This window comes from Streptomyces sp. NPDC092045, from assembly GCF_044756005.1.
Lineage (GTDB): Bacteria > Actinomycetota > Actinomycetes > Streptomycetales > Streptomycetaceae > Streptomyces.
In genome coordinates, this window is record NZ_JBIVSC010000004.1 from 148,541 (window position 1) to 169,644 (window position 21,104).

At 70.4% G+C, this 21,104-nt stretch carries 20 protein-coding genes; 19 read left to right on the plus strand and 1 reads right to left on the minus strand.

The window, feature by feature from the left end; all coding sequences use genetic code 11:
- Window positions 1-337: 337 nt before the first annotated feature.
- From rho to ACIQKA_RS14245, 19 genes are all read left to right on the plus strand, one after another.
- Window positions 338-2,425, plus strand: coding sequence for a transcription termination factor Rho (gene rho, locus ACIQKA_RS14155; RefSeq protein ID WP_402541045.1), 2,088 nt, complete (start codon window positions 338-340; stop codon window positions 2,423-2,425).
- A gap of 196 nt (window positions 2,426-2,621) precedes the next feature.
- A complete protein-coding gene (locus ACIQKA_RS14160; RefSeq protein WP_383152207.1) occupies window positions 2,622-3,674 on the plus strand; it encodes an LCP family protein in 1,053 nt (350 codons plus the stop codon).
- Between the two features lie 135 nt (window positions 3,675-3,809).
- Window positions 3,810-4,034, plus strand: a complete 225-nt coding sequence (rpmE, locus tag ACIQKA_RS14165) for a 50S ribosomal protein L31 (RefSeq protein WP_030218896.1) — start codon at window positions 3,810-3,812, stop codon at window positions 4,032-4,034.
- Window positions 4,035-4,130: 96 nt separating this feature from the next.
- Entirely contained in the window at window positions 4,131-5,207 is a 1,077-nt protein-coding gene (gene prfA / locus ACIQKA_RS14170; RefSeq protein WP_383435801.1) for a peptide chain release factor 1, read from the plus strand.
- A 72-nt stretch (window positions 5,208-5,279) separates the two neighbouring features.
- Window positions 5,280-6,161, plus strand: coding sequence for a peptide chain release factor N(5)-glutamine methyltransferase (prmC, locus tag ACIQKA_RS14175; protein WP_383152205.1), 882 nt, complete (start codon window positions 5,280-5,282; stop codon window positions 6,159-6,161).
- 58 nt (window positions 6,162-6,219) lie between these two features.
- Entirely contained in the window at window positions 6,220-6,867 is a 648-nt protein-coding gene (locus tag ACIQKA_RS14180; protein WP_383152204.1) for an L-threonylcarbamoyladenylate synthase, read from the plus strand.
- Window positions 6,864-7,511, plus strand: a complete 648-nt coding sequence (locus tag ACIQKA_RS14185) for a protein-tyrosine-phosphatase (protein ID WP_383152203.1) — start codon at window positions 6,864-6,866, stop codon at window positions 7,509-7,511. Before ACIQKA_RS14180 ends, ACIQKA_RS14185 begins: the two co-directional genes overlap by 4 nt.
- Before the next feature lie 286 nt (window positions 7,512-7,797).
- Window positions 7,798-9,045, plus strand: coding sequence for a serine hydroxymethyltransferase (gene glyA / locus ACIQKA_RS14190; RefSeq protein WP_383446895.1), 1,248 nt, complete (start codon window positions 7,798-7,800; stop codon window positions 9,043-9,045).
- A 152-nt stretch (window positions 9,046-9,197) separates the two neighbouring features.
- The gene (locus ACIQKA_RS14195; protein ID WP_383152201.1) at window positions 9,198-10,529 is read left to right on the plus strand and encodes an MraY family glycosyltransferase; all 1,332 of its coding nucleotides are present in this window, start codon (window positions 9,198-9,200) and stop codon (window positions 10,527-10,529) included.
- 262 nt (window positions 10,530-10,791) lie between these two features.
- Window positions 10,792-11,205 (plus strand): hypothetical protein, encoded by a 414-nt coding sequence (locus tag ACIQKA_RS14200; protein WP_402541049.1) that lies wholly within the window; start codon window positions 10,792-10,794, stop codon window positions 11,203-11,205.
- 222 nt (window positions 11,206-11,427) lie between these two features.
- The gene (atpB, locus tag ACIQKA_RS14205; protein WP_365541398.1) at window positions 11,428-12,237 is read left to right on the plus strand and encodes a F0F1 ATP synthase subunit A; all 810 of its coding nucleotides are present in this window, start codon (window positions 11,428-11,430) and stop codon (window positions 12,235-12,237) included.
- Window positions 12,238-12,328: 91 nt separating this feature from the next.
- Complete coding sequence (gene atpE, locus ACIQKA_RS14210; protein WP_093874070.1) at window positions 12,329-12,586, plus strand: ATP synthase F0 subunit C; 258 nt, start codon at window positions 12,329-12,331, stop codon at window positions 12,584-12,586.
- 42 nt (window positions 12,587-12,628) lie between these two features.
- Window positions 12,629-13,171: a F0F1 ATP synthase subunit B gene (locus tag ACIQKA_RS14215; protein WP_383152199.1), complete on the plus strand. Its 543-nt coding sequence runs from the start codon at window positions 12,629-12,631 to the stop codon at window positions 13,169-13,171.
- Window positions 13,168-13,983 carry a F0F1 ATP synthase subunit delta gene (locus tag ACIQKA_RS14220; protein WP_383152198.1) on the plus strand — a complete coding sequence of 272 codons (816 nt, stop codon included), beginning with the start codon at window positions 13,168-13,170 and terminating at the stop codon, window positions 13,981-13,983. The genes ACIQKA_RS14215 and ACIQKA_RS14220 overlap by 4 nt, the downstream gene beginning before the upstream one ends.
- A gap of 140 nt (window positions 13,984-14,123) precedes the next feature.
- A complete protein-coding gene (gene atpA / locus ACIQKA_RS14225; RefSeq protein ID WP_125661757.1) occupies window positions 14,124-15,722 on the plus strand; it encodes a F0F1 ATP synthase subunit alpha in 1,599 nt (532 codons plus the stop codon).
- A gap of 20 nt (window positions 15,723-15,742) precedes the next feature.
- Window positions 15,743-16,660 carry a F0F1 ATP synthase subunit gamma gene (locus ACIQKA_RS14230; RefSeq protein ID WP_376236916.1) on the plus strand — a complete coding sequence of 306 codons (918 nt, stop codon included), beginning with the start codon at window positions 15,743-15,745 and terminating at the stop codon, window positions 16,658-16,660.
- Window positions 16,660-18,102: a F0F1 ATP synthase subunit beta gene (gene atpD, locus ACIQKA_RS14235; protein ID WP_366371954.1), complete on the plus strand. Its 1,443-nt coding sequence runs from the start codon at window positions 16,660-16,662 to the stop codon at window positions 18,100-18,102. The genes ACIQKA_RS14230 and atpD overlap by 1 nt, the downstream gene beginning before the upstream one ends.
- A gap of 113 nt (window positions 18,103-18,215) precedes the next feature.
- The gene (locus tag ACIQKA_RS14240) at window positions 18,216-18,590 is read left to right on the plus strand and encodes a F0F1 ATP synthase subunit epsilon (protein WP_030218854.1); all 375 of its coding nucleotides are present in this window, start codon (window positions 18,216-18,218) and stop codon (window positions 18,588-18,590) included.
- Window positions 18,591-18,732: 142 nt separating this feature from the next.
- The gene (locus tag ACIQKA_RS14245; RefSeq protein WP_053648655.1) at window positions 18,733-19,179 is read left to right on the plus strand and encodes a DUF2550 domain-containing protein; all 447 of its coding nucleotides are present in this window, start codon (window positions 18,733-18,735) and stop codon (window positions 19,177-19,179) included.
- Between the two features lie 68 nt (window positions 19,180-19,247).
- Here the strand turns inward: ACIQKA_RS14245 and ACIQKA_RS14250 are convergent, their stop codons facing one another.
- Window positions 19,248-21,095 carry a glycosyl hydrolase family 18 protein gene (locus ACIQKA_RS14250; protein ID WP_383152197.1) on the minus strand — a complete coding sequence of 616 codons (1,848 nt, stop codon included), beginning with the start codon at window positions 21,093-21,095 and terminating at the stop codon, window positions 19,248-19,250.
- Window positions 21,096-21,104: the final 9 nt, after the last annotated feature.

Genomic DNA, 21,104 nt, shown 5'->3' on the forward strand with positions numbered 1-21,104 from the left:
CGGTAGTGTTAATCTCAAGTCTGCACCCGACCTCCTTGTGGAGCGGTGCGGAGTGTCCCCTCAGGGACCACCCATTCTTCCGGGAGCCTCCCCAACTGCCTGAGCAGCCCGCCTGAGCAGTTTCGAGCACGCTCCGGAACCGGCACGACACCCCTCGCTCTTCTCTCGTGAGGGCCGAGCAGGGGGCCTCGGGCCGGACCCACAGCACGTTTCCTCTCTTCCGCCGCACGCGGCGGGACCACCGCCCCGGACTCGGTCCACACACCAGGACCCTGCCGGACAGCACAACCGGTCGCCGAGCCAGATGGCCGACGTCCGCTCCAGGGAAGGACCCTTCGTGAGCGACACCACCGATCTGATGGGCGTGACTGCCGACAGCAGTGTCGACAACGCCGCGCCCGCCGCAGGTGCTGCCACCGGCGGCACCGCACGGCGCCGCCGCTCCGGCACCGGCCTCGAGGGCATGGTCCTGGCCGAGCTGCAGCAGGTCGCGTCCGGCCTCGGCATCAGGGGCACCGCGCGGATGCGCAAGAGCCAGCTGATCGAGGTCATCAAGGAGGCGCAGGCCGGCGGGGGCTTCGCCGCCCCGGCCAAGGCCGCCGACGCCGCCGCCGAGACCAAGCCGAAGCGCCGCGCCACCTCCAAGGCCCGTACGGGCGAGACCGCCGCCGAGCCGGCCGCCGAGGCCCCCGCCCCCAAGGCGGAGAAGGCCGAGAAGGCCGTCGGCCAGCAGCAGATCGACATCCCGGGCCAGCCTTCGCCCAAGACCCCGTCGGAGCAGGGCGACGAGCAGCCGGCCGGCGAGCGCCGCCGCCGCCGCGCCACCGCCCCCGCCGGTTCGCCGGACGGCGCGGCCGAGACCGCCCAGGCGGTCAAGACCGAGGCCCGTGCGGAAGCCCGCACCGAGACCCGCGAGGTCAGGGGCGAGGCGCAGGCCGACACCCGGACCGACGCCGACGGCGCCGAGGGCCGCGGCCGCCGGGACCGCGGCGAGCGCGGTGACCGCCGCGAGCGCCGGGACCGCCAGCGCGACCGCAAGGGCGACGACCAGCAGGGCGGCGGCCAGGGCGGCCAGGGTGGCCAGCGCAAGGACCGCCAGGAGCGCCAGGGCGGCCAGGGCCAGGGCGGCGGCCAGGGGCAGCAGGGCGGCCAGCAGGCCGGTCCGCAGGACGACTACGACGACGAGGCCGGCGGCCGCCGGGGCCGTCGCGGCCGCTACCGCGACCGCCGCGGGCGCCGTGGCCGCGACGACTTCCAGGCCGGCGAGCCGCAGGTCGCCGACGACGACGTCCTGATCCCCGTCGCGGGCATCCTCGACATCCTCGACAACTACGCGTTCATCCGGACCTCCGGCTACCTGCCCGGCCCGAACGACGTGTACGTCTCCCTCGCCCAGGTCCGCAAGAACGGCCTGCGCAAGGGCGACCACGTCACCGGTGCCGTGCGCCAGCCGAAGGAGGGCGAGCGCCGGGAGAAGTTCAACGCGCTCGTCCGCCTGGACTCCGCGAACGGCATGGCCGCCGACTCCGGCCGCGGCCGCCCGGAGTTCAACAAGCTGACCCCGCTCTACCCGCAGGACCGGCTCCGCCTGGAGACCGACCCGGGCGTGCTGACCACGCGGATCATCGATCTCGTCGCGCCGATCGGCAAGGGCCAGCGCGGTCTGATCGTGGCCCCGCCGAAGACCGGCAAGACCATGATCATGCAGGCCATCGCCAACGCGATCACGGTCAACAACCCCGAGTGCCACCTGATGGTCGTCCTGGTCGACGAGCGTCCGGAAGAGGTCACCGACATGCAGCGGTCGGTCAAGGGCGAGGTCATCTCCTCGACCTTCGACCGTCCGGCCGAGGACCACACCACCGTCGCCGAGCTGGCCATCGAGCGCGCCAAGCGCCTCGTGGAGCTGGGTCACGACGTGGTCGTCCTGCTCGACTCGATCACCCGCCTGGGCCGCGCGTACAACCTCGCCGCCCCGGCCTCCGGCCGCATCCTGTCCGGTGGTGTCGACTCGACCGCGCTCTACCCGCCGAAGCGCTTCTTCGGCGCCGCGCGCAACATCGAGGACGGCGGCTCGCTGACCATCCTGGCCACCGCGCTGGTCGACACCGGCTCGCGCATGGACGAGGTGATCTTCGAGGAGTTCAAGGGCACCGGCAACATGGAGCTCAAGCTCGACCGGAAGCTCGCCGACAAGCGCATCTTCCCGGCCGTCGACGTCGACGCCTCGGGCACGCGCAAGGAGGAGATCCTCCTCGGCAGCGACGAGCTCGCGATCACCTGGAAGCTGCGCCGCGTGCTGCACGCGCTCGACCAGCAGCAGGCGATCGAGCTGCTCCTCGACAAGATGAAGCAGACGAAGTCGAACGGCGAGTTCCTCCTCCAGATCCAGAAGACCACCCCCGGAGCGAGCAACAACGACTGACGCGGTCCACGAGATCCGCGTCACACGGCGGACACCGGGCCCCGGCCCGTGACCCCGTGAACTGCGCCGACCACCGCGCCCACCGTGTCCGCACGGTGGGCGCGGTGTTTTCCGTCCGAAACGCCGCCGATCCCCGTGCAACCCTTTCGGGTGTCTCCCCGTCACAGAAGGTGAATCCAGGGCCGAAGGACGGGCGATGACCGAGCAGACGAACAGCGGCCGACGCCGCAAGGTGCCGATCCTCATCACGGGGGCCCTCGTGGTCCTCGTCCTCGGCGGCGCCGGCCTCGGCTACGCCTACTACAAGAAGCTCGACCACAACATCCAGGGCGTCGACATCAACGCCCAGCTCGGCGCCCAGCGCCCCGTCGACGTCGACGACGGCTCCATGGACATCCTCGTCCTCGGCTCCGACTCGCGCTCCGGCGACAACGACGCCTACGGCAGGGACGAGGGCGGCGCCCGCTCCGACACCGCGATGGTCGTCCACGTCCACGAGGGCCACAAGAAGGCGAGCGTCGTCTCCATACCCCGCGACACCCTGATCACCAGGCCGGACTGCACCGACGCCCGCGGCGCCGACGTCCCCGGCCGGCGCCGCGCCATGTTCAACACGGCCTACGAGGTCGGCGGACCGGCCTGCGCCGTGAAGACCGTCGAGTCGATGTCCGGCATCCGCATGGACCACTACGTCGAGGTCGACTTCACCGGCTTCAAGGAGATCATCGACGAACTCGGCGGCGTCGGGATCACCACCACCGAGCCCATCAAGGACGACGACAGCCACCTCGACCTCGCCCCGGGCCCCCACACCCTCGACGGCGAGCAGGCCCTCGGCCTCGTCCGCACCCGCAAGGGCGTCGGCGACGGCAGCGACCTCGGCCGCATCCAGCTCCAGCAGGCCTTCGTCAAGGCCCTCGTCGAGCAGGTCAAGGGCGTCGGCGTCCTCACCGACCCGGCGAAGCTCCTCGGCCTCGCCGACGCCGCCACCAGGGCCATCACCCCCGACTCCGAACTCGACACCGTCCAGGAGCTGACCGGCTTCGCCCGGAGCCTCTCCGGCATCGACGCCCGGAACGTCCACATGGTCACCCTGCCCGTCGTGTACGACCGGATCGACCCCAACCGGGTCGTGCCCCTGGAGCAGCAGTCCGCGCAGCTCTGGAAGGCGCTCAAGGACGACCTGCCCGTCCCCGCCTCCGTGTCGGCGGACACCGCCACCGGGGCGGCCGGGGGCGTCGTGCGGTAGGCCGGGAATACCTCCGGCCCGACCCCGGTTTGGGGAGATGCGGCCGGTCCTGGCAGACTGGTACGTCGGCCCCGGTTCACGCATGCCGCAACCCGCAGCAGCGACCCGGTGCCCTCCCGGAACATAGGAGACACCTTGAAGCGCGAGATCCACCCCGAGTACGTCGAGACCCAGGTCAGCTGCACCTGTGGTGCGTCGTTCACCACCCGCAGCACCCTCACCGACGGCACCATCCGTGCCGAGGTCTGCTCCGAGTGCCACCCGTTCTACACGGGCAAGCAGAAGATCCTCGACACCGGCGGCCGCGTCGCCCGCTTCGAGGCCCGCTTCGGCAAGGCCGCCGGCTCCGCCAACAAGTAGCGAGCCCCTGCGCCGGTCCACGGTCGCCCCGCGCGGGTGGCCGGGACCGGCGCTTTGGCGTCCCCGTAGCAACTGACGAAAACCAGGAGCCCCCGCATGTTCGAGGCGGTCGAGGAACTGGTCGGCGAGCACGCCGACCTCGAGAAGAAGCTGGCGGACCCCTCGGTCCACGCCGACCAGGCGAACGCGCGCAAGCTCAACAAGCGCTACGCCGAGCTGACCCCGATCGTCGGCGCCTACCGCTCCTGGAAGCAGACCGGTGACGACATCGAGACCGCCCGCGAGCTGGCGCAGGACGACCCCGACTTCGCCGCCGAGGTCAAGCAGCTGGAGAGGGACCGGGAGGAGCTGACCGACAGGCTCCGCCTGCTCCTCGTCCCGCGCGACCCCAGCGACGACAAGGACGTCATCCTGGAGATCAAGGCCGGCGCCGGCGGCGACGAGTCCGCGCTCTTCGCCGGCGACCTGCTCCGCATGTACCTCCGGTACGCCGAGCGCGTCGGCTGGAAGACCGAGATCATCGACGCCACCGAGTCCGAGCTCGGCGGCTACAAGGACGTCCAGGTCGCCGTGAAGACCAAGGGCGGCAACGGCGCCACCGAGCCCGGCCAGGGCGTCTGGGCCCGGCTCAAGTACGAGGGCGGGGTGCACCGCGTCCAGCGCGTGCCCGCCACCGAGTCCCAGGGCCGCATCCACACCTCCGCCGCCGGCGTGCTCGTCACGCCCGAGGCCGAGGAGGTCGAGGTCGAGGTCCACGCCAACGACCTGCGCATCGACGTCTACCGCTCGTCCGGCCCCGGCGGCCAGTCGGTCAACACCACCGACTCCGCCGTCCGCATCACCCACCTGCCGACCGGCATCGTCGCCTCCTGCCAGAACGAGAAGAGCCAGCTCCAGAACAAGGAGCAGGCCATGCGCATCCTGCGCTCCCGGCTCCTCGCCGCCGCCCAGGAGAAGGCCGAGGCCGAGGCCGCCGACGCCCGCCGCAGCCAGGTCCGCACCGTCGACCGCTCCGAGAAGATCCGGACGTACAACTTCCCGGAGAACCGCATCTCGGACCACCGCGTCGGCTTCAAGTCGTACAACCTCGACCAGGTGCTCGACGGCGAACTGGACGCGGTGATCCAGGCGTGCGTCGACGCCGACTCGGCGGCGAAGCTCGCCGCGGCGTAACCGCGCGGTCGTACGGCCCGCAGGACCGTACGACCACCCCTCAAGCCCCACCCCGCACCACGGAGGACCAGCGTGCAGTCACCTTCTGGGGGGCGACCCCCAGGCCCCCGCAGTCTGCTGCTCGCCGAGGTGGCCCAGGCCACCCGGCGGCTGGCCGACGCCGGCGTCCCCTCCCCGCGCTTCGACGCCGAGGAGCTCGCCGCATTCGTGCACGGCGTCAAGCGGGGGGAGCTGCACAACGTCAAGGACGCGGACTTCGACGCCCGCTACTGGGAGACGGTCGCCCGCCGCGAGGCCCGCGAACCCCTCCAGCACATCACCGGACGGGCGTTCTTCCGCTACCTGGAGCTCCAGGTGGGGCCCGGCGTCTTCGTGCCGCGCCCGGAGACCGAGTCGGTCGTCGGCTGGGCCATAGACGCCGTGCGCGCCATGGACGTCGTCGAGCCGCTCATCGTCGACCTGTGCACCGGCTCCGGGGCCATCGCGCTCGCCATGGCCCAGGAGGTGCCGCGCTCGCGCGTGCACGCCGTCGAGCTCTCCGACGACGCCCTCGTCTGGACCCGGAAGAACGCCGAGGGCTCCCGCGTCACCGTCCACCAGGGCGACGCGCTGACCGCCCTGCCCGACCTCGACGGCCAGGTCGACCTGGTCATCTCCAACCCGCCGTACATCCCGCTCACCGAGTGGGAGTACGTGGCGCCCGAGGCCCGCGACCACGACCCGGAGATGGCCCTCTTCTCCGGCGAGGACGGCCTCGACACCATCCGCGGCATCGAGCGCACCGCCCACCGCCTGCTCCGTCCCGGCGGCCTCGTCGTCATCGAGCACGCGGACACCCAGGGCGGCCAGGTGCCGTGGATCTTCAACGAGGAGGCCGGCTGGGCGGACGCCGCCGACCACCCCGACCTGAACAACCGGCCGCGCTTCGCGACCGCCCGCAAGGCGACGCCATGACGGCCCCGACCGTCATCACCACCATGACGAACCACGCGTACGAGGAGGCCGGGAACTGATGGCACGGCGATACGACTGCAACGAGGCGACCGACCGACTGACGGGCCTGCGCGAGGCCGCGTCCGCCGTCCGCCGGGGCGAACTGGTCGTGCTCCCCACCGACACCGTGTACGGGATCGGGGCGGACGCCTTCAGCAGCGAGGCCGTGGCGGACCTGCTGGCCGCCAAGGGGCGCGGCCGCAACATGCCCACGCCCGTGCTCATCGGCTCCCCGAACACCCTCCACGGCCTGGTCACCGACTTCTCCGAGCAGGCCTGGGAGCTCGTCGACGCCTTCTGGCCCGGCGCGCTCACCCTGGTCGCCAAGCACCAGCCGTCCCTCCAGTGGGACCTCGGCGACACCCGGGGCACCGTCGCCGTCCGGATGCCGCTGCACCCCGTCGCGATCGAGCTGCTCACCGAGGTCGGCCCGATGGCCGTCTCCTCGGCGAACCTCACCGGCCACCCGTCGCCGGAGGACTGCGACGCCGCGCAGAACATGCTCGGCGACTCCGTCTCCGTCTACCTCGACGGCGGCCCGACGCCCGGCAACGTCCCCTCGTCCATCGTCGACGTGACCGGCCCGGTGCCGGTGCTCCTGCGGCAGGGAGCGCTCTCCGCGGAGGAGCTCCGGAAGGTCGTACCCGACCTCGAGGTGGCCAGTTGACCGCCCCTGAGGGGCGTGGCATAGCGGGGCACGACGACAGCGACACCTTCCGCATCCTCCACGTCAGCACCGGCAACGTCTGCCGCTCGCCGATCACCGAGCGGCTGACCCGCCACGCCCTGTCCGACCGGCTCGGGGACCCCCTCGGCGGCGGACTGGTCGTGGAGAGCGCGGGCACCTGGGGCCACGAGGGCGCCCCGATGGAGGCCAACGCGGAGCTGGTCCTCGCCGACTTCGGCGCGGACTCCAGCGGCTTCGTGGGCCGCGAGCTCCTCGACGAGCACGTCATCCGCGCGGACCTCGTCCTGACGGCGACCCGCGACCACCGGGCGCAGGTCATCTCGATGGGCCACTCGGCGGGACTGCGCACCTTCACCCTGAAGGAGTTCACCCGCCTGGTCCGCGCCATCGACCCGGCCACGCTCCCGGACCCGCGCGACGAGGGCATGGTCGAGCGCGCCCGCGCCCTGGTCCGCGCGGCCGCGGCCCTACGCGGGTGGCTCCTGGCCCCGTCCCCGGACGCGGACGAGGTCAACGACCCGTACGGAGCCCCCATCACGTTCTTCCGCTCGATCGGCGACGAGATCAACCAGGCCCTCGACCCGGTGGTGACGGCCCTGACCGGGGTGACGGCGCGGCGCTGAGCCGGTCGGCCACGGCCACCACGTCCGGCGGACGGAGTCCGGCGCAGCGGCCCGAAGCCCGGGAGGCCCCCCGGGGGCGAGCGGCGCGAGGGGCGCGTCGGAGAAGGTGCTCGACCAGGCCCTCGACCCGGTGGTGACGGCCCTGACCGGGGTGACGGCGCGGCGCTGAGCCGGTCGGGCGCGGCCGGGGCGGGGAGAGGCCGGGGGCGCCGCCGGTTCTCGGCGCGCGGGTCCGGCGGGCCGTACCTACATTGGTGCTGACATCCCTCCACGCCCGGAGTCAGCCATGCCGGTCACCGCGCTCCCCGAAGACGCACTCGACGTCCTGCGCCGGCAGGACCCGGAGGTCGCCGACGTGCTGCTCGGCGAGGAGCGGCGGCAGGCCGACAGCCTCCAGCTGATCGCGGCGGAGAACTTCACCTCGCCCGCCGTCCTCGCCGCCCTCGGCTCCCCGCTCGCCAACAAGTACGCCGAGGGCTACCCCGGCGCCCGGCACCACGGCGGCTGCGAGTACGCCGACGCCGTCGAGCGGATCGCCGTGCAACGGGCCACCGCGCTCTTCGGAGCCGACCACGCGAACGTCCAGGCCCACTCCGGCTCCTCGGCCGTCCTGGCGGCGTACGCGGCCCTTCTCAGGCCCGGTGACACGGTCCTCGCCATGGGCCTGGAGCACGGCGGGCACCTCACCCACGGTTCGCCCGCCAACTTCTCCGGCCGCTGGTTCGACTTCGTCCCGTACGGCGTCGACGCCGAGACCGGGCTCGTCGACTACGAGCAGGTCGCCGCCCTCGCCCGCCACCACCGCCCCAAGGCGATCGTCTGCGGCTCCATCTCCTACCCCCGCCACCTCGACCTCGCGGTCTTCCGCGAGATCGCCGACGAGACCGGCGCCTACCTCATCGCCGACGCGGCCCACACCATCGGCCTGGTCGCCGGGGGAGCGGCCCCCAGCCCCGTCCCGTACGCCGACGTCGTCTGCGCCACCACCCACAAGGTGCTGCGCGGCCCGCGCGGCGGGATGATCCTGTGCGGGGAGGAGCTCGCGGGGCGGATCGACCGGGCGGTGTTCCCGTTCAGCCAGGGCGGCGCCCAGATGCACACGATCGCGGCCAAGGCGGTGGCCTTCGGCGAGGCCGAGGGGCCCGCGTTCACCGCGTACGCCCACCGGGTGGTCGAGCACGCCCGGGTCCTCGCCGCCGCCCTCGCCGCCGAGGGCTTCGCGCCGACCACCGGCGGCACCGACACCCACCTCATCACCGCCGACCCGGCCCCCCTCGGCGTCGACGGGCGCACCGCCCGCGCCCGGCTCGCCGCCGCCGGCATGGTGCTCGACACCTGCGCGCTCCCGTACGGGGAGGGGCGCGGGATCCGGCTCGGCACGGCCGCCGTCACCACCCAGGGCATGGGCACCACGGAAATGGCCGGGATCGCCGGGCTGTTCACCGCCGCGCTCCGCGACGACCCCGAGGAGACGGCCCGGGTGCGGGCGGAAGTGCGCGCGCTGACCGGACGGTTTCCGCCGTACGGACGCTGAGTTCCCCGCCGTACAGCACACCGCGTTCCCGCCGCGCGGACACCGGGCGCGCCCCGGTGCAACCGTCCGGCGGCCCCGCGTGTCCTCCAGCACATGGACGGCACGGCTAGGGTGTGGGGCTGAGATGGCCAGCGATTCCTGTGGGGCAGCCCGTGCGTGATTACCTGCTGACGCTCTGTGTCACGGCCGCGGTGACCTACCTGCTCACCGGTCCGGTGCGCAAGTTCGCCATCGCGACCGGGGCGATGCCGGAGATCCGCGCCCGCGACGTACACCGAGAACCGACTCCGCGGCTCGGTGGCATCGCCATGTTCTTCGGCCTGTGCGCGGGCCTGCTGGTCGCCGCCCACCTGCAGAACCTCGGCAGCGTCTTCGAACTGTCCAACGAGCCCCGCGCGCTGCTCTCCGGCGCCGCGCTGATCTGGCTGATCGGCGTCCTGGACGACAAGTTCGAGCTGGACGCGCTGATCAAGCTGGGCGCGCAGATGATCTCGGCCGGCGTCATGGTGGCGCAGGGCCTGACGATCCTGTGGCTGCCGATCCCCGGCATCGGCGTCGTCTCCCTGACCCCCGGGCAGGGCACGCTCCTCACGGTCGCCCTGGTGGTCCTCACCATCAACGCGGTGAACTTCGTCGACGGCCTCGACGGCCTCGCCGCCGGCATGGTCTGCATCGCCGCCACCGCCTTCTTCCTGTACGCCTACCGCCTCTGGTACGGCTACACGATCGAGGCCGCCGCCCCCGCGACCCTCTTCACCGCCATCCTCATCGGCATGTGCCTGGGCTTCCTGCCGCACAACATGCACCCGGCGCGGATCTTCATGGGCGACTCCGGCTCGATGCTGATCGGCCTGATCCTGGCGGCCTCCGCCATCTCGATCACCGGCCAGGTCGACCCCGACGTGCTGAAGCTCTTCGAGGGCTCGACCCGCGAGGCCACCCACGCCGCCCTGCCGGTCTTCATCCCGCTGCTGCTGCCGCTGACGATCATCGCGATCCCGATGGCCGACCTGGTCCTGGCGATCGTGCGCCGCACCTGGAAGGGCCAGTCGCCGTTCGCGGCCGACCGCGGCCACCTGCACCACCGGCTCCTGGAGATCGGCCACTCGCACAGCCGCGCGGTGCTGATCATGTACTTCTGGTCGGCCCTGATCGCCTTCGGGACGCTGGCGTACTCGGTCCACTCGACCTCGATGTGGATCGTCCTCGGGGTCGTCGCGCTCAGCGCGATCGGCCTGGTGCTGCTCCTGATGCCGCGCTTCACGCCGCGCGCGCCCCGCTGGGCCGAGTCCGTCGTGCCGCCCCGCTACCGGCGCCGCGGGCCGGCCGCCGCCGAGGAGGCGGACGCGGACGCCGAGCCGTCCCCGGAGCCCGTCCCGGCCGGGGACGAGCGCGTCCCGGTGCCCGCGGGCATCAACGGCGCCACCGCCATCGGCAACCGCGCGCGCTTCACCGACCGGCGGAAGGCCGGAACGCCAAGTTGACGAAAGCCGCGACGGCGGGCATTACCAGACAAGGCGCCCCGCCGTCGTGCACACACGCGCGGTGTAACCCTCATGTGTGACAACTGGCACACCTTATGGGTAAAGACCTATTCAAATAGTTTGTGATACCGTTCACGAGACCCGGCGACAGTGCCGAAAGACCGTAGTGCGACGGTCCGTTGGCCCCGAGACCCACCTCGGACCGGGCTTACGCTCGTCCATGACGACACCATCGCCCCCTCCATCAAGCGGAGACACCGCCATGCCGTCCAACGACGCACGCATCCTCCTGCACACCGTTGTGCCCACCGCAGCCGTCGGCGTCGTCGCCACGGTCGTCAGCGGGGTGGTCGCCGGTGGCAAGGGCGCGCTCGGCGCGGTCGTCGGCACCCTGGTGGTCCTCCTCTTCATGGGGATCGGACAGCTGGTTCTCCAGCGGACGGCGAAGTCGTTCCCGCACCTGTTCCAGGCGATGGGGCTGATGCTCTACACGGCCCAGCTCCTGGTGCTCTTCATCTTCCTGGCGTTGCTCAAGAACACCACGCTGTTCGACTTCAAGGCCTTCGCCTTCACGCTGCTCGCCGCCACCATCGTGTGGGTCGCCGCGCAGGCCCGGGCCTACATGAAGGCCAAGATCACTTACATCGACCCCGGAAACTCGGGGCCGAAGTCGTGAAGGGTAGGGCCGGGATAAAGCCGCGTTCGGCTTCCTGCTATCGTCCGGTGCCAACTGCGGCACTGCGGGCGCGGGCATCCGAGACGCCTGTCCCAGCGCGAGGCTCGAAGCCGAACCGCCGCCCCCTTATCCGTAAGACCAGTCCAGTGCCGACCCGCGGCTGCGTGCCGCGCCGACACAACGAGGTTGCCGTACCTATGCGCCACGCTGAAGGAGCCCGCGGTGAGTGCTGACCAGACGCTTGCCTTCGACCCGGATTGCCACATCTTCACCGGATGTGGCTTCCCGGCGCCGGGCCTGCACACGTTCATGTACGAGCCCATCGCGACGGTGGGCGGCATCGAGTTCACCAAGCCGATGCTGCTCGCCATCCTCGGCTCCATCGTGGTCGTCGGTTTCTTCTGGGCCGCCTTCAACAAGCCCAAGCTGATCCCCGGCAAGCTGCAGATGGTCGGCGAGGCCGGTTACGACTTCGTGCGCCGCGGCATCGTCTACGAGATCATCGGCAAGAAGGACGGCGAGAAGTACGTCCCCTTCATGGTGTCGCTGTTCTTCTTCGTCTGGATCATGAACCTCTGGTCGATCGTTCCGCTCGCCCAGTTCCCGGTCACCTCGCTGATCGCCTTCCCGGCCGGTCTCGCGCTGATCGTGTACGTCATGTGGATCTCGCTCACCTTCAAGAAGCACGGCTTCGTGGGCGGCTGGAAGAACATCGTCGGCTACGACAAGTCCCTCGGCGCGATCCTCCCGATGGTCATCGTCCTCGAGTTCTTCTCGAACCTCCTCATCCGGCCCTTCACGCACGCGGTCCGACTGTTCGCGAACATGTTCGCCGGTCACCTGCTCATCGTGATGTTCTCGCTGGCCACCTGGTACCTCATGAACGGCCTGGGCTTCGTCTACGCCGGCGCCTCGTTCGTGATGGTTCTCGTGATGACCGCGTTCGAGCTCTTCATCCAGGCCGTCCAGGCGTACGTCTTCGTCCTCCTGGCCTGCAGCTACGTCCAGGGCGCGCTCTCCGAGCACCACTGAGCCCCGCCCGGGACCACTGCTCCACCCCCAAGCCAACAGTCGTCCGGTGGCCAACCCCCACCGGGTCATTGAAAGAGAAGGAAGTAACGGCATGTCCGCTGCTCTCGACATGGTCAACCTCGCCGCCGGCGCCAAGGAGAACGTCGTCGGCAACGTCGCCTCCATCGGCTACGGCCTCGCGGCCATCGGCCCCGGCGTCGGCGTCGGCATCATCTTCGGTAACGGCACCCAGGCCCTCGCCCGCCAGCCCGAGGCCGCCGGTCTGATCCGTACCAACCAGATCATGGGCTTCGCCTTCTGTGAGGCGCTCGCCCTCATCGGCATCGTCATGGGCTTCGTCTACCAGTAAGCCCGGATCGACAGCCCGATTCTTTTTACGGAAGGCACTGATGTGAACGCTCTGCTTCTTGCGGCGGAGGAGCCCCAGCCTCCTCTGATCCCGCATCTTGACGAGCTCGTCATCGGCCTGATCGCCTTCGTCATCGTCTTCGGCTTCCTCGCCAAGAAGCTCCTCCCGAACATCAACAAGGTTCTGGACGAGCGTCGCGAGGCCATCGAGGGTGGCATCGAGAAGGCCGAGTCGGCCCAGATCGAGGCTCAGAGTGTGCTGGAGCAGTACAAGGCCCAGCTCGCCGAGGCCCGCCACGAGGCCGCGCGTCTTCGCCAGGAGGCGACGGAGCAGGGCACCGCGATCATCCAGGAGATGAAGGCGGAAGGCCAGCGCCAGCGCGAGGAGATCATCGCGGCCGGCCACACGCAGATCGCGGCCGACCGCAAGGCCGCGTCCGCCTCGCTGCGTCAGGACGTGGGCAAGCTCGCCACGGACCTGGCCGGCAAGCTGGTCGGCGAGTCCCTGGAGGACTCCGCCCGCCAGAGCCGCACGATCGACCGCTTCCTCGACGAGCTCGAGGAGAAGGCCGAGGCCGTCCGATGAACGGAGCGAGCCGTGAAGCACTGGCAGCCGCCCGCGAGTCCCTCGACGCGCTGACCGACAACACCCCGGTCGACGCGACGAAGCTCGCGGACGAGCTCGCCGCCGTCACCGTGCTGCTCGACCGCGAGGTGTCGCTGCGCCGGGTCCTGACCGACCCCGCCCAGTCGGGTGAGGCCAAGGCCGCACTCGCGCAGCGACTCCTGACCGGTCAGGTGGGCGGCGAGACCGCCGACCTGGTCTCGGGCATGGTCCGCTCCCGCTGGTCGCGCTCGCGCGACCTGGTCGACGCGACCGAGGAGCTGGCGAACACCGCGGACCTCACCGCGGCGCAGAAGGCGGGCGCGCTGGACGGCGTCGAGGACGAGCTGTTCCGCTTCGGCCGGATCGTGTCCTCCAGCACCGAGCTCCGCTCGGCGCTGACGGACAAGGCCGCCACGGCCACCGCCAAGGGCGCGCTGCTCCGCAGCCTGCTGGGCGGCAAGGCCCACGCGACCACCGAGCGCCTGGTCGTCCGTCTGGTGACCCAGCCCCGGGGACGTAGCCTGGAAGCGGGACTCGAGTCCCTGTCCAAGCTCGCCGCGGCGCGCCGGGACCGGATGGTCGCCGTCGTCACCTCGGCGGTGCCGCTGTCGGACCGGCAGAAGCAGCGCCTCGGAGGCGTCCTCGCCAAGCTGTACGGCCGGGAGATGCACCTGAACCTGGACGTGGACCCCGCGGTCCTCGGCGGGATCACCGTGCGGATCGGCGACGAGGTCATCGACGGTTCCATCGCGGAGCGCCTCGGCGAGGCGACCCGTCGACTGGCCGGCTGACGCGGTCACCACAGCAGAAAAGCATCACAGCATCACCAGCGGCCCGGTTGGGCCGTGCAGAGATTGCAGAAGATTCCTGGGGGTCGGCCCCCAGACCCCTTAAGAAACTTCGGGCCCAACAAGGAGAGCAGGGAACCCAGATGGCGGAGCTCACGATCCGGCCGGAGGAGATCCGGGACGCACTGGAGACCTTTGTCCAGTCGTACCAGCCGGACGCGGCCTCGCGCGAGGAGGTCGGCACGGTCAGCCTGGCCGGCGACGGCATCGCGAAGGTCGAGGGTCTTCCCTCGGCCATGGCGAACGAGCTGCTGAAGTTCGAGGACGGCACCCTCGGTCTCGCGCTGAACCTCGAAGAGCGCGAGATCGGTGCGATCGTCCTCGGCGAGTTCAGCGGCATCGAGGAGGGGCAGTCGGTGCAGCGCACCGGCGAGGTCCTCTCCGTCGGTGTCGGCGAGGGATACCTCGGCCGCGTTGTCGACCCGCTCGGCAACCCGATCGACGGCCTCGGCGAGATCGCGACCGAGGGCCGCCGCGCCCTCGAGCTGCAGGCCCCGGGCGTCATGGCCCGTAAGTCGGTGCACGAGCCGATGGAGACCGGCTACAAGGCCGTCGACGCCATGACGCCGGTCGGCCGCGGTCAGCGTCAGCTGATCATCGGCGACCGCCAGACCGGCAAGACCGCGCTGTGCGTCGACACGATCATCAACCAGCGCGACAACTGGCGCTCGGGCGACGTGAACAAGCAGGTCCGCTGCATCTACGTCGCCGTCGGCCAGAAGGGCTCGACCATCGCGTCCGTGCGCGGCGCCCTGGAAGAGGCCGGCGCGCTCGAGTACACGACGATCGTCGCCGCCCCGGCGTCCGACCCGGCCGGCTTCAAGTACCTGGCGCCGTACACGGGCTCGGCCATCGGCCAGCACTGGATGTACCAGGGCAAGCACGTCCTGATCGTCTTCGACGACCTGTCGAAGCAGGCCGACGCCTACCGCGCCGTGTCGCTGCTGCTGCGCCGCCCGCCGGGCCGTGAGGCCTACCCGGGTGACGTCTTCTACCTGCACTCCCGTCTCCTCGAGCGCTGCGCGAAGCTCTCGGACGAGCTGGGTGCCGGCTCGATGACCGGTCTGCCGATCGTCGAGACCAAGGCGAACGACGTCTCGGCGTTCATCCCGACCAACGTCATCTCCATCACCGACGGCCAGTGCTTCCTGGAGTCCGACCTGTTCAACGCCGGCCAGCGCCCGGCCCTGAACGTCGGCATCTCGGTCTCCCGAGTCGGTGGCTCCGCCCAGCACCCGGCCATGAAGCAGATCGCCGGTCGCCTCCGCGTGGACCTCGCCCAGTTCCGTGAGCTGGAGGCCTTCGCGGCCTTCGGTTCGGACCTGGACGCGGCCTCGAAGGCGCAGCTGGAGCGCGGTCAGCGGATGGTCGAGCTGCTCAAGCAGGCTCAGTACCAGCCGATGCCCACGGAGAACCAGGTCGTCTCGGTCTGGGCCGGCACCACCGGCAAGATGGACGACGTCCCGGTCGCCGACATCCGCCGCTTCGAGGCCGAGCTCCTGGCGTACCTGCGCCAGAACCACTCCGGTCTCATGACCTCCATCCGCGAGGGCAAGAAGATGTCGGACGACACCCTCACGGCCGTCGCCGACGCCATCGCGGAGTTCAAGCAGCAGTTCGAGACGTCCGACGGCAAGCTGCTCGGCGCGGACGCCCCTGCCGCCGTCAACGTCTCGAAGTGACGACGGAAGGGACCTGACTCATGGGAGCGCAGCTCCGGGTCTACAAGCGTCGCATCAAATCCGTCACCGCGACGAAGAAGATCACCAAGGCGATGGAGATGATCGCCGCCTCGCGTGTCGTCAAGGCGCAGCGCAAGGTGCAGGCGTCGACCCCGTACGCGACCGAGCTCACCCGCGCGGTCACGGCGGTGGCCACGGGTGCGAACGACAAGCACCCGCTGACCACCGAGGCGGAGAACCCGAGCCGTGCCGCGGTCCTGCTCCTGTCGAGCGACCGCGGTCTGGCCGGCGCCTTCAACTCCAACGCCATCAAGGCGGCGGAGAAGCTCATCAAGGAGCTGGAGGGCAAGGGCCGCACGGTCGACGTCTACGTCGTCGGCCGCCGCGGTGTCGCGCACTTCAACTTCCGTGAGCGGAAGCTGAGCGACACGTGGACCGGCTTCACGGACGAGCCCACGTACGCGGACGCCAAGAAGATCGCGGCACCGCTGATCGAGGCGATCGAGAAGGACACGGCCGAGGGCGGTGTGGACGAGCTCCACATCATCTACACCGAGTTCGTCTCGATGATGACCCAGACGGCCATCGAGGCCCGGCTGCTGCCCCTCAGCCTCGACGAGGTGGCGAAGGAGGCCGGCGAGCCGGACACCCTCCGCCCGCTGTACGACTTCGAGCCGTCGGCGGAGGACGTCCTCGACGCCCTGCTGCCGCGCTACGTCGAGAGCCGGATCTACAACGCGCTGCTCCAGTCGGCTGCCTCCAAGCACGCCGCCACGCGCCGCGCGATGAAGTCGGCCACCGACAACGCGGGAGACTTGATCAACAACCTCTCCCGACTTGCCAACGCGGCCCGCCAGGCCGAAATCACCCAGGAAATCAGCGAGATCGTCGGTGGCACCGCAGCCCTGGCCGACGCGACCGCGGGGAGTGACAAGTAATGACGACCACTGTTGAGACGGCCGCCGCCACGGGCCGCGTCGCCCGGGTCATCGGCCCGGTCGTCGACGTGGAGTTCCCCGTCGACGCGATGCCGGAGATCTACAACGCCCTGCACGTCGAGGTCGCCGACCCGGCCGAGGAGGGCAAGCTCAAGACGCTGACCCTCGAGGTCGCGCAGCACCTCGGTGACGGCATCGTCCGCACCATCTCGATGCAGCCCACCGACGGCCTGGTCCGCCAGGCCCCCGTGGTCGACACCGGCGACGGCATCACGGTGCCCGTCGGCGACGTCACCAAGGGCCGCGTGTTCAACACGCTGGGTCAGATCCTGAACGAGCCCGAGGCCGAGTCCGAGGTCGGCGAGCGCTGGTCCATCCACCGCAAGGCCCCGGCGTTCGCGGACCTCGAGTCGAAGACCGAGATGTTCGAGACCGGCCTGAAGGTCGTCGACCTCCTCACCCCGTACGTCAAGGGTGGAAAGATCGGTCTGTTCGGTGGCGCCGGTGTCGGCAAGACCGTTCTGATCCAGGAAATGATCATGCGTGTGGCCAAGCTGCACGAGGGCGTTTCCGTCTTCGCCGGCGTCGGCGAGCGCACCCGTGAGGGCAACGACCTCATCGCGGAGATGGAGGAGTCCGGCGTTCTGGACAAGACCGCCCTGGTCTTCGGCCAGATGGACGAGCCCCCGGGCACCCGTCTGCGCGTCGCCCTCGCCGGTCTGACCATGGCGGAGTACTTCCGCGATGTGCAGAAGCAGGACGTGCTGTTCTTCATCGACAACATCTTCCGCTTCACCCAGGCCGGTTCCGAGGTGTCGACCCTGCTCGGCCGCATGCCCTCCGCGGTGGGCTACCAGCCGAACCTGGCCGACGAGATGGGTCTCCTCCAGGAGCGCATCACCTCGACCCGTGGTCACTCGATCACCTCGATGCAGGCGATCTACGTCCCCGCCGACGACCTCACCGACCCGGCGCCGGCGACCACCTTCGCCCACCTCGACGCGACGACGGTTCTCTCCCGTCCGATCTCCGAGAAGGGCATCTACCCGGCCGTGGACCCGCTGGACTCCACGTCCCGGATCCTGGACCCGCGCTACATCGCGCAGGAGCACTACGACGCCGCCACGCGCGTCAAGGGGATCCTGCAGAAGTACAAGGACCTCCAGGACATCATCGCGATCCTCGGCATCGACGAGCTCAGCGAGGAGGACAAGCTCGTCGTCCACCGCGCGCGCCGCGTCGAGCGCTTCCTGTCGCAGAACACCCACGCCGCCAAGCAGTTCACCGGTGTGGACGGTTCGGACGTTCCGCTCGACGAGTCGATCGCCGCGTTCAACGCGATCTGCGACGGTGAGTTCGACCACTTCCCGGAGCAGGCCTTCTTCATGTGCGGTGGTCTCGAGGACCTCAAGAAGAACGCCAAGGAGCTCGGCGTCTCCTGAGCCCCGTGCTCGCCTTGAGGGGGGCGGGATCCGTCCCGCCCCCCTCTCCACGCCCCCTAGAATTGACCCCAACACCCGGCACGACCGCCGGGTGGTGACCCGAGGAGCCACCCTTGGCTGCTGAGCTGCACGTCGAGCTGGTCGCCGCGGACCGGAGTGTCTGGTCCGGCGAGGCCACCCTGGTCATCGCGCGTACCACCTCCGGCGACATCGGCGTCATGCCCGGCCACCAGCCGCTGCTCGGTGTGCTGGAGTCGGGCCCGGTGACCATCCGTACGAGCGAGGGCGCGACCGTCGTCGCCGCCGTCCACGGCGGATTCATCTCGTTCGCGGACGACAAGCTGTCGCTGCTCGCGGAGGTCTGCGAGCTGGCGGACGAGATCGACGCCCAGCGCGCCGAGCGCGCGCTGGAGCGCGCCAAGACGGACTCCGACGCCGCCGCCGAGCGGCGCGCCGAGGTCCGGCTGCGCGCGGTAGCGGTCCGCTGACGGTCCGCGCAGAGTAGTGCCCTCAGCCGCGGCACGGCTGGAATTTTCCAGACCGTGCCGCGGCTGAGGCGATGCAGGTGCAGGTTGTATTCGGTTCGGCCGGCGGGTTCGGCCGCGGGACGCAGCGAGGAGGTCGGTGAAGATGTTCCTCGCTCTGCTCGTGTGCGGCCTGGTCGTCGCACTGGTGGTGATCGGGCTCTTCGTCTTCGGTTTGCGCCGGAGACTGATCCAGAAGGCCGGCGGGACGTTCGACTGTTCCCTGCGCTGGAACGTCCCCGACGAGCCCGATCCGGCCGGCAAGGGCTGGGTGTACGGCGTCGCCCGCTACAGCGGTGACGAGATCGCCTGGTTCCGCGTCTTCTCGTACGCGCCCCGCCCGCGCCGGGTCCTGGAGCGCTCCTCCATCGTGGCCCTGGAGCGCCGGACGCCGGAGGGCGAGGAGGAGCTCGCGCTGCTCTCGGACGCGGTGATCCAGCCCTGTATGTACGAGGGCGTCCGCCTGGAGCTCGCGATGAGCGAGGACGCCCGGACGGGTTTCATGGCCTGGCTGGAGGCGGCGCCTCCGGGGCAGAGGGTCAACGTCGCGTAGGAGCGTGCGACGACGGAAGCGGGGGACGGCGTGCTGCGCCGTCCCCCGCTTCTTCGTTCCCCTACGGGCTAGCTCAGGCCGCTGTTGATCGCGCCGACCAGCTCGCCGTTGGTGGTGTCACCGCTGAACTCCCAGAAGAAGGCACCGCCCAGGCCCTGGGACTTGGCCCAGCCCATCTTGGACGTGACCGTGGCCGGGGTGTCGTAGCTCCACCAGTTGGTGCCGCAGTGGGCGTACGCGGTACCGGCGATCGTGCCGGTGGACGGGCAGGTGTTCTTGAGGACCTTGTAGTCCTCGATGCCCGCCTCGTACGTGCCGGGCGCCGCACCCGTCGCCGTGCCGCCGGGGGCGGACTGGGTGACGCCGGTCCAGCCTCGGCCGTAGAAGCCGATGCCGAGCAGCAGCTTGGAGGCCGGGACGCCCTTCGCCTTGAACTTGGCGATCGCGTCGGCGGAGTTGAAGCCCGCCTGCGGGATGCCGGAGTACGAGGTGAGCGGGGAGTGCGGGGCGGTCGGGCCCTTGGCGTCCCAGGCGCCGAAGAAGTCGTACGTCATGACGTTGAGCCAGTCGTAGTACGGGGCGGCGCCGCCGTAGTCGGCGGCGTCGATCTTGCCGCCGGCGGAACCGTCGGCCGTGACGGCCGCCGTCACCAGGTTGTTGGCGCCGAACTTGGCGCGCATGGCCTGCATCATGTTCTTGAAGGAGGCCGGGCCGCTGGTGTCGCAGGTGAGGCCGCAGGCGTTGGGGTACTCCCAGTCCAGGTCGATGCCGTCGAAGACGTCGGCCCAGCGCGGGTCCTCGACCAGGTCGTAGCAGGACTGGGCGAAGGCGGTCGGGTTCTGCACGGCCTGGCCGAAGCCGCCGGACCAGGTCCAGCCGCCGAAGGACCACAGGACCTTGATGTTCGGGTACGCCTTCTTCAGCTTGCGGAGCTGGTTGAAGTTGCCGCGCAGCGGCTGGTCCCAGGTGTCGGCGACGCCGTCGACCGACTGGTCGGCGGTGTACGCCTTGTCGTAGTCGGCGTAGGAGTCGCCGATGGTGCACTTGCCGCCCTGGACGTTGCCGAAGGCGTAGTTGATGTGGGTGATCTTGGACGCGGAGCCCGAGGTCACGATGTTCTTCACGTGGTAGTTGCGCCCGTAGACGCCCCAGTTGGTGAAGTAGCCCAGCTTGACCGCGTTCGGCGGCGGCGGGATGTCCGGGCCCCCGGTGGTGCGGACCTGGACCGGGCCGGCGGCGGGGCCGGTCTGGTCGATGGTGTCGCGGGCGACGACCGTGTAGCTGTAGTCGGTGCCGGCGGTCAGGCCCGTGTCGGTGTAGGTGAGGCCCGTGGTCGTGGTGACCTTCGTGCCGCCGCGCAGCACGTCGTAGTTCTTGACGCCCTTGTCGTCGGTGGCCGCGGTCCAGGTGAGCTTGACCGAGGTGTCGGTGACGTTCGAGGCGACCGGGGTGCCGGGGGCGGAGGGCGGGTTGTCGCCCGGCTGGGTGGAGCCGTCGCACGGAGCGCCGTTGATCTTACAGCCGCTGGGCGCGCCGGAGCCGGTGCCGTTGTAGCCGAAGGAGACGGAGGCGCCGGGGGCGAGGGTGCCGTTCCAGCCGACGTTCTTGGCGGTCCAGTGGGTGCCGGAGCTGGTGACGGTGGCGTCCCAGGCGGAGGTGACCGCGGTGCCGGTGGGGTAGTCCCACTCGACGGTCCACGAGGTCAGGGTGGTGGTTCCGGTGTTCTTGACGGTCCAGTTGCCGCCGAAGCCGGAGCCCCAGTCCTGGGTCTTGGTGTAGGTGGCCGTGGCGGAGGTGGCCGCTTCGGCGGGGGAGGCGAGGCCGACCATGGCGGCCAGCGGCAGGACGAGGGCGGTCAGACCGGCAGCGGCCCGACGTCTGAACCCTGCTCTGCGCGTCGGTGCTTGAGTGCTCAACGGTGCTCC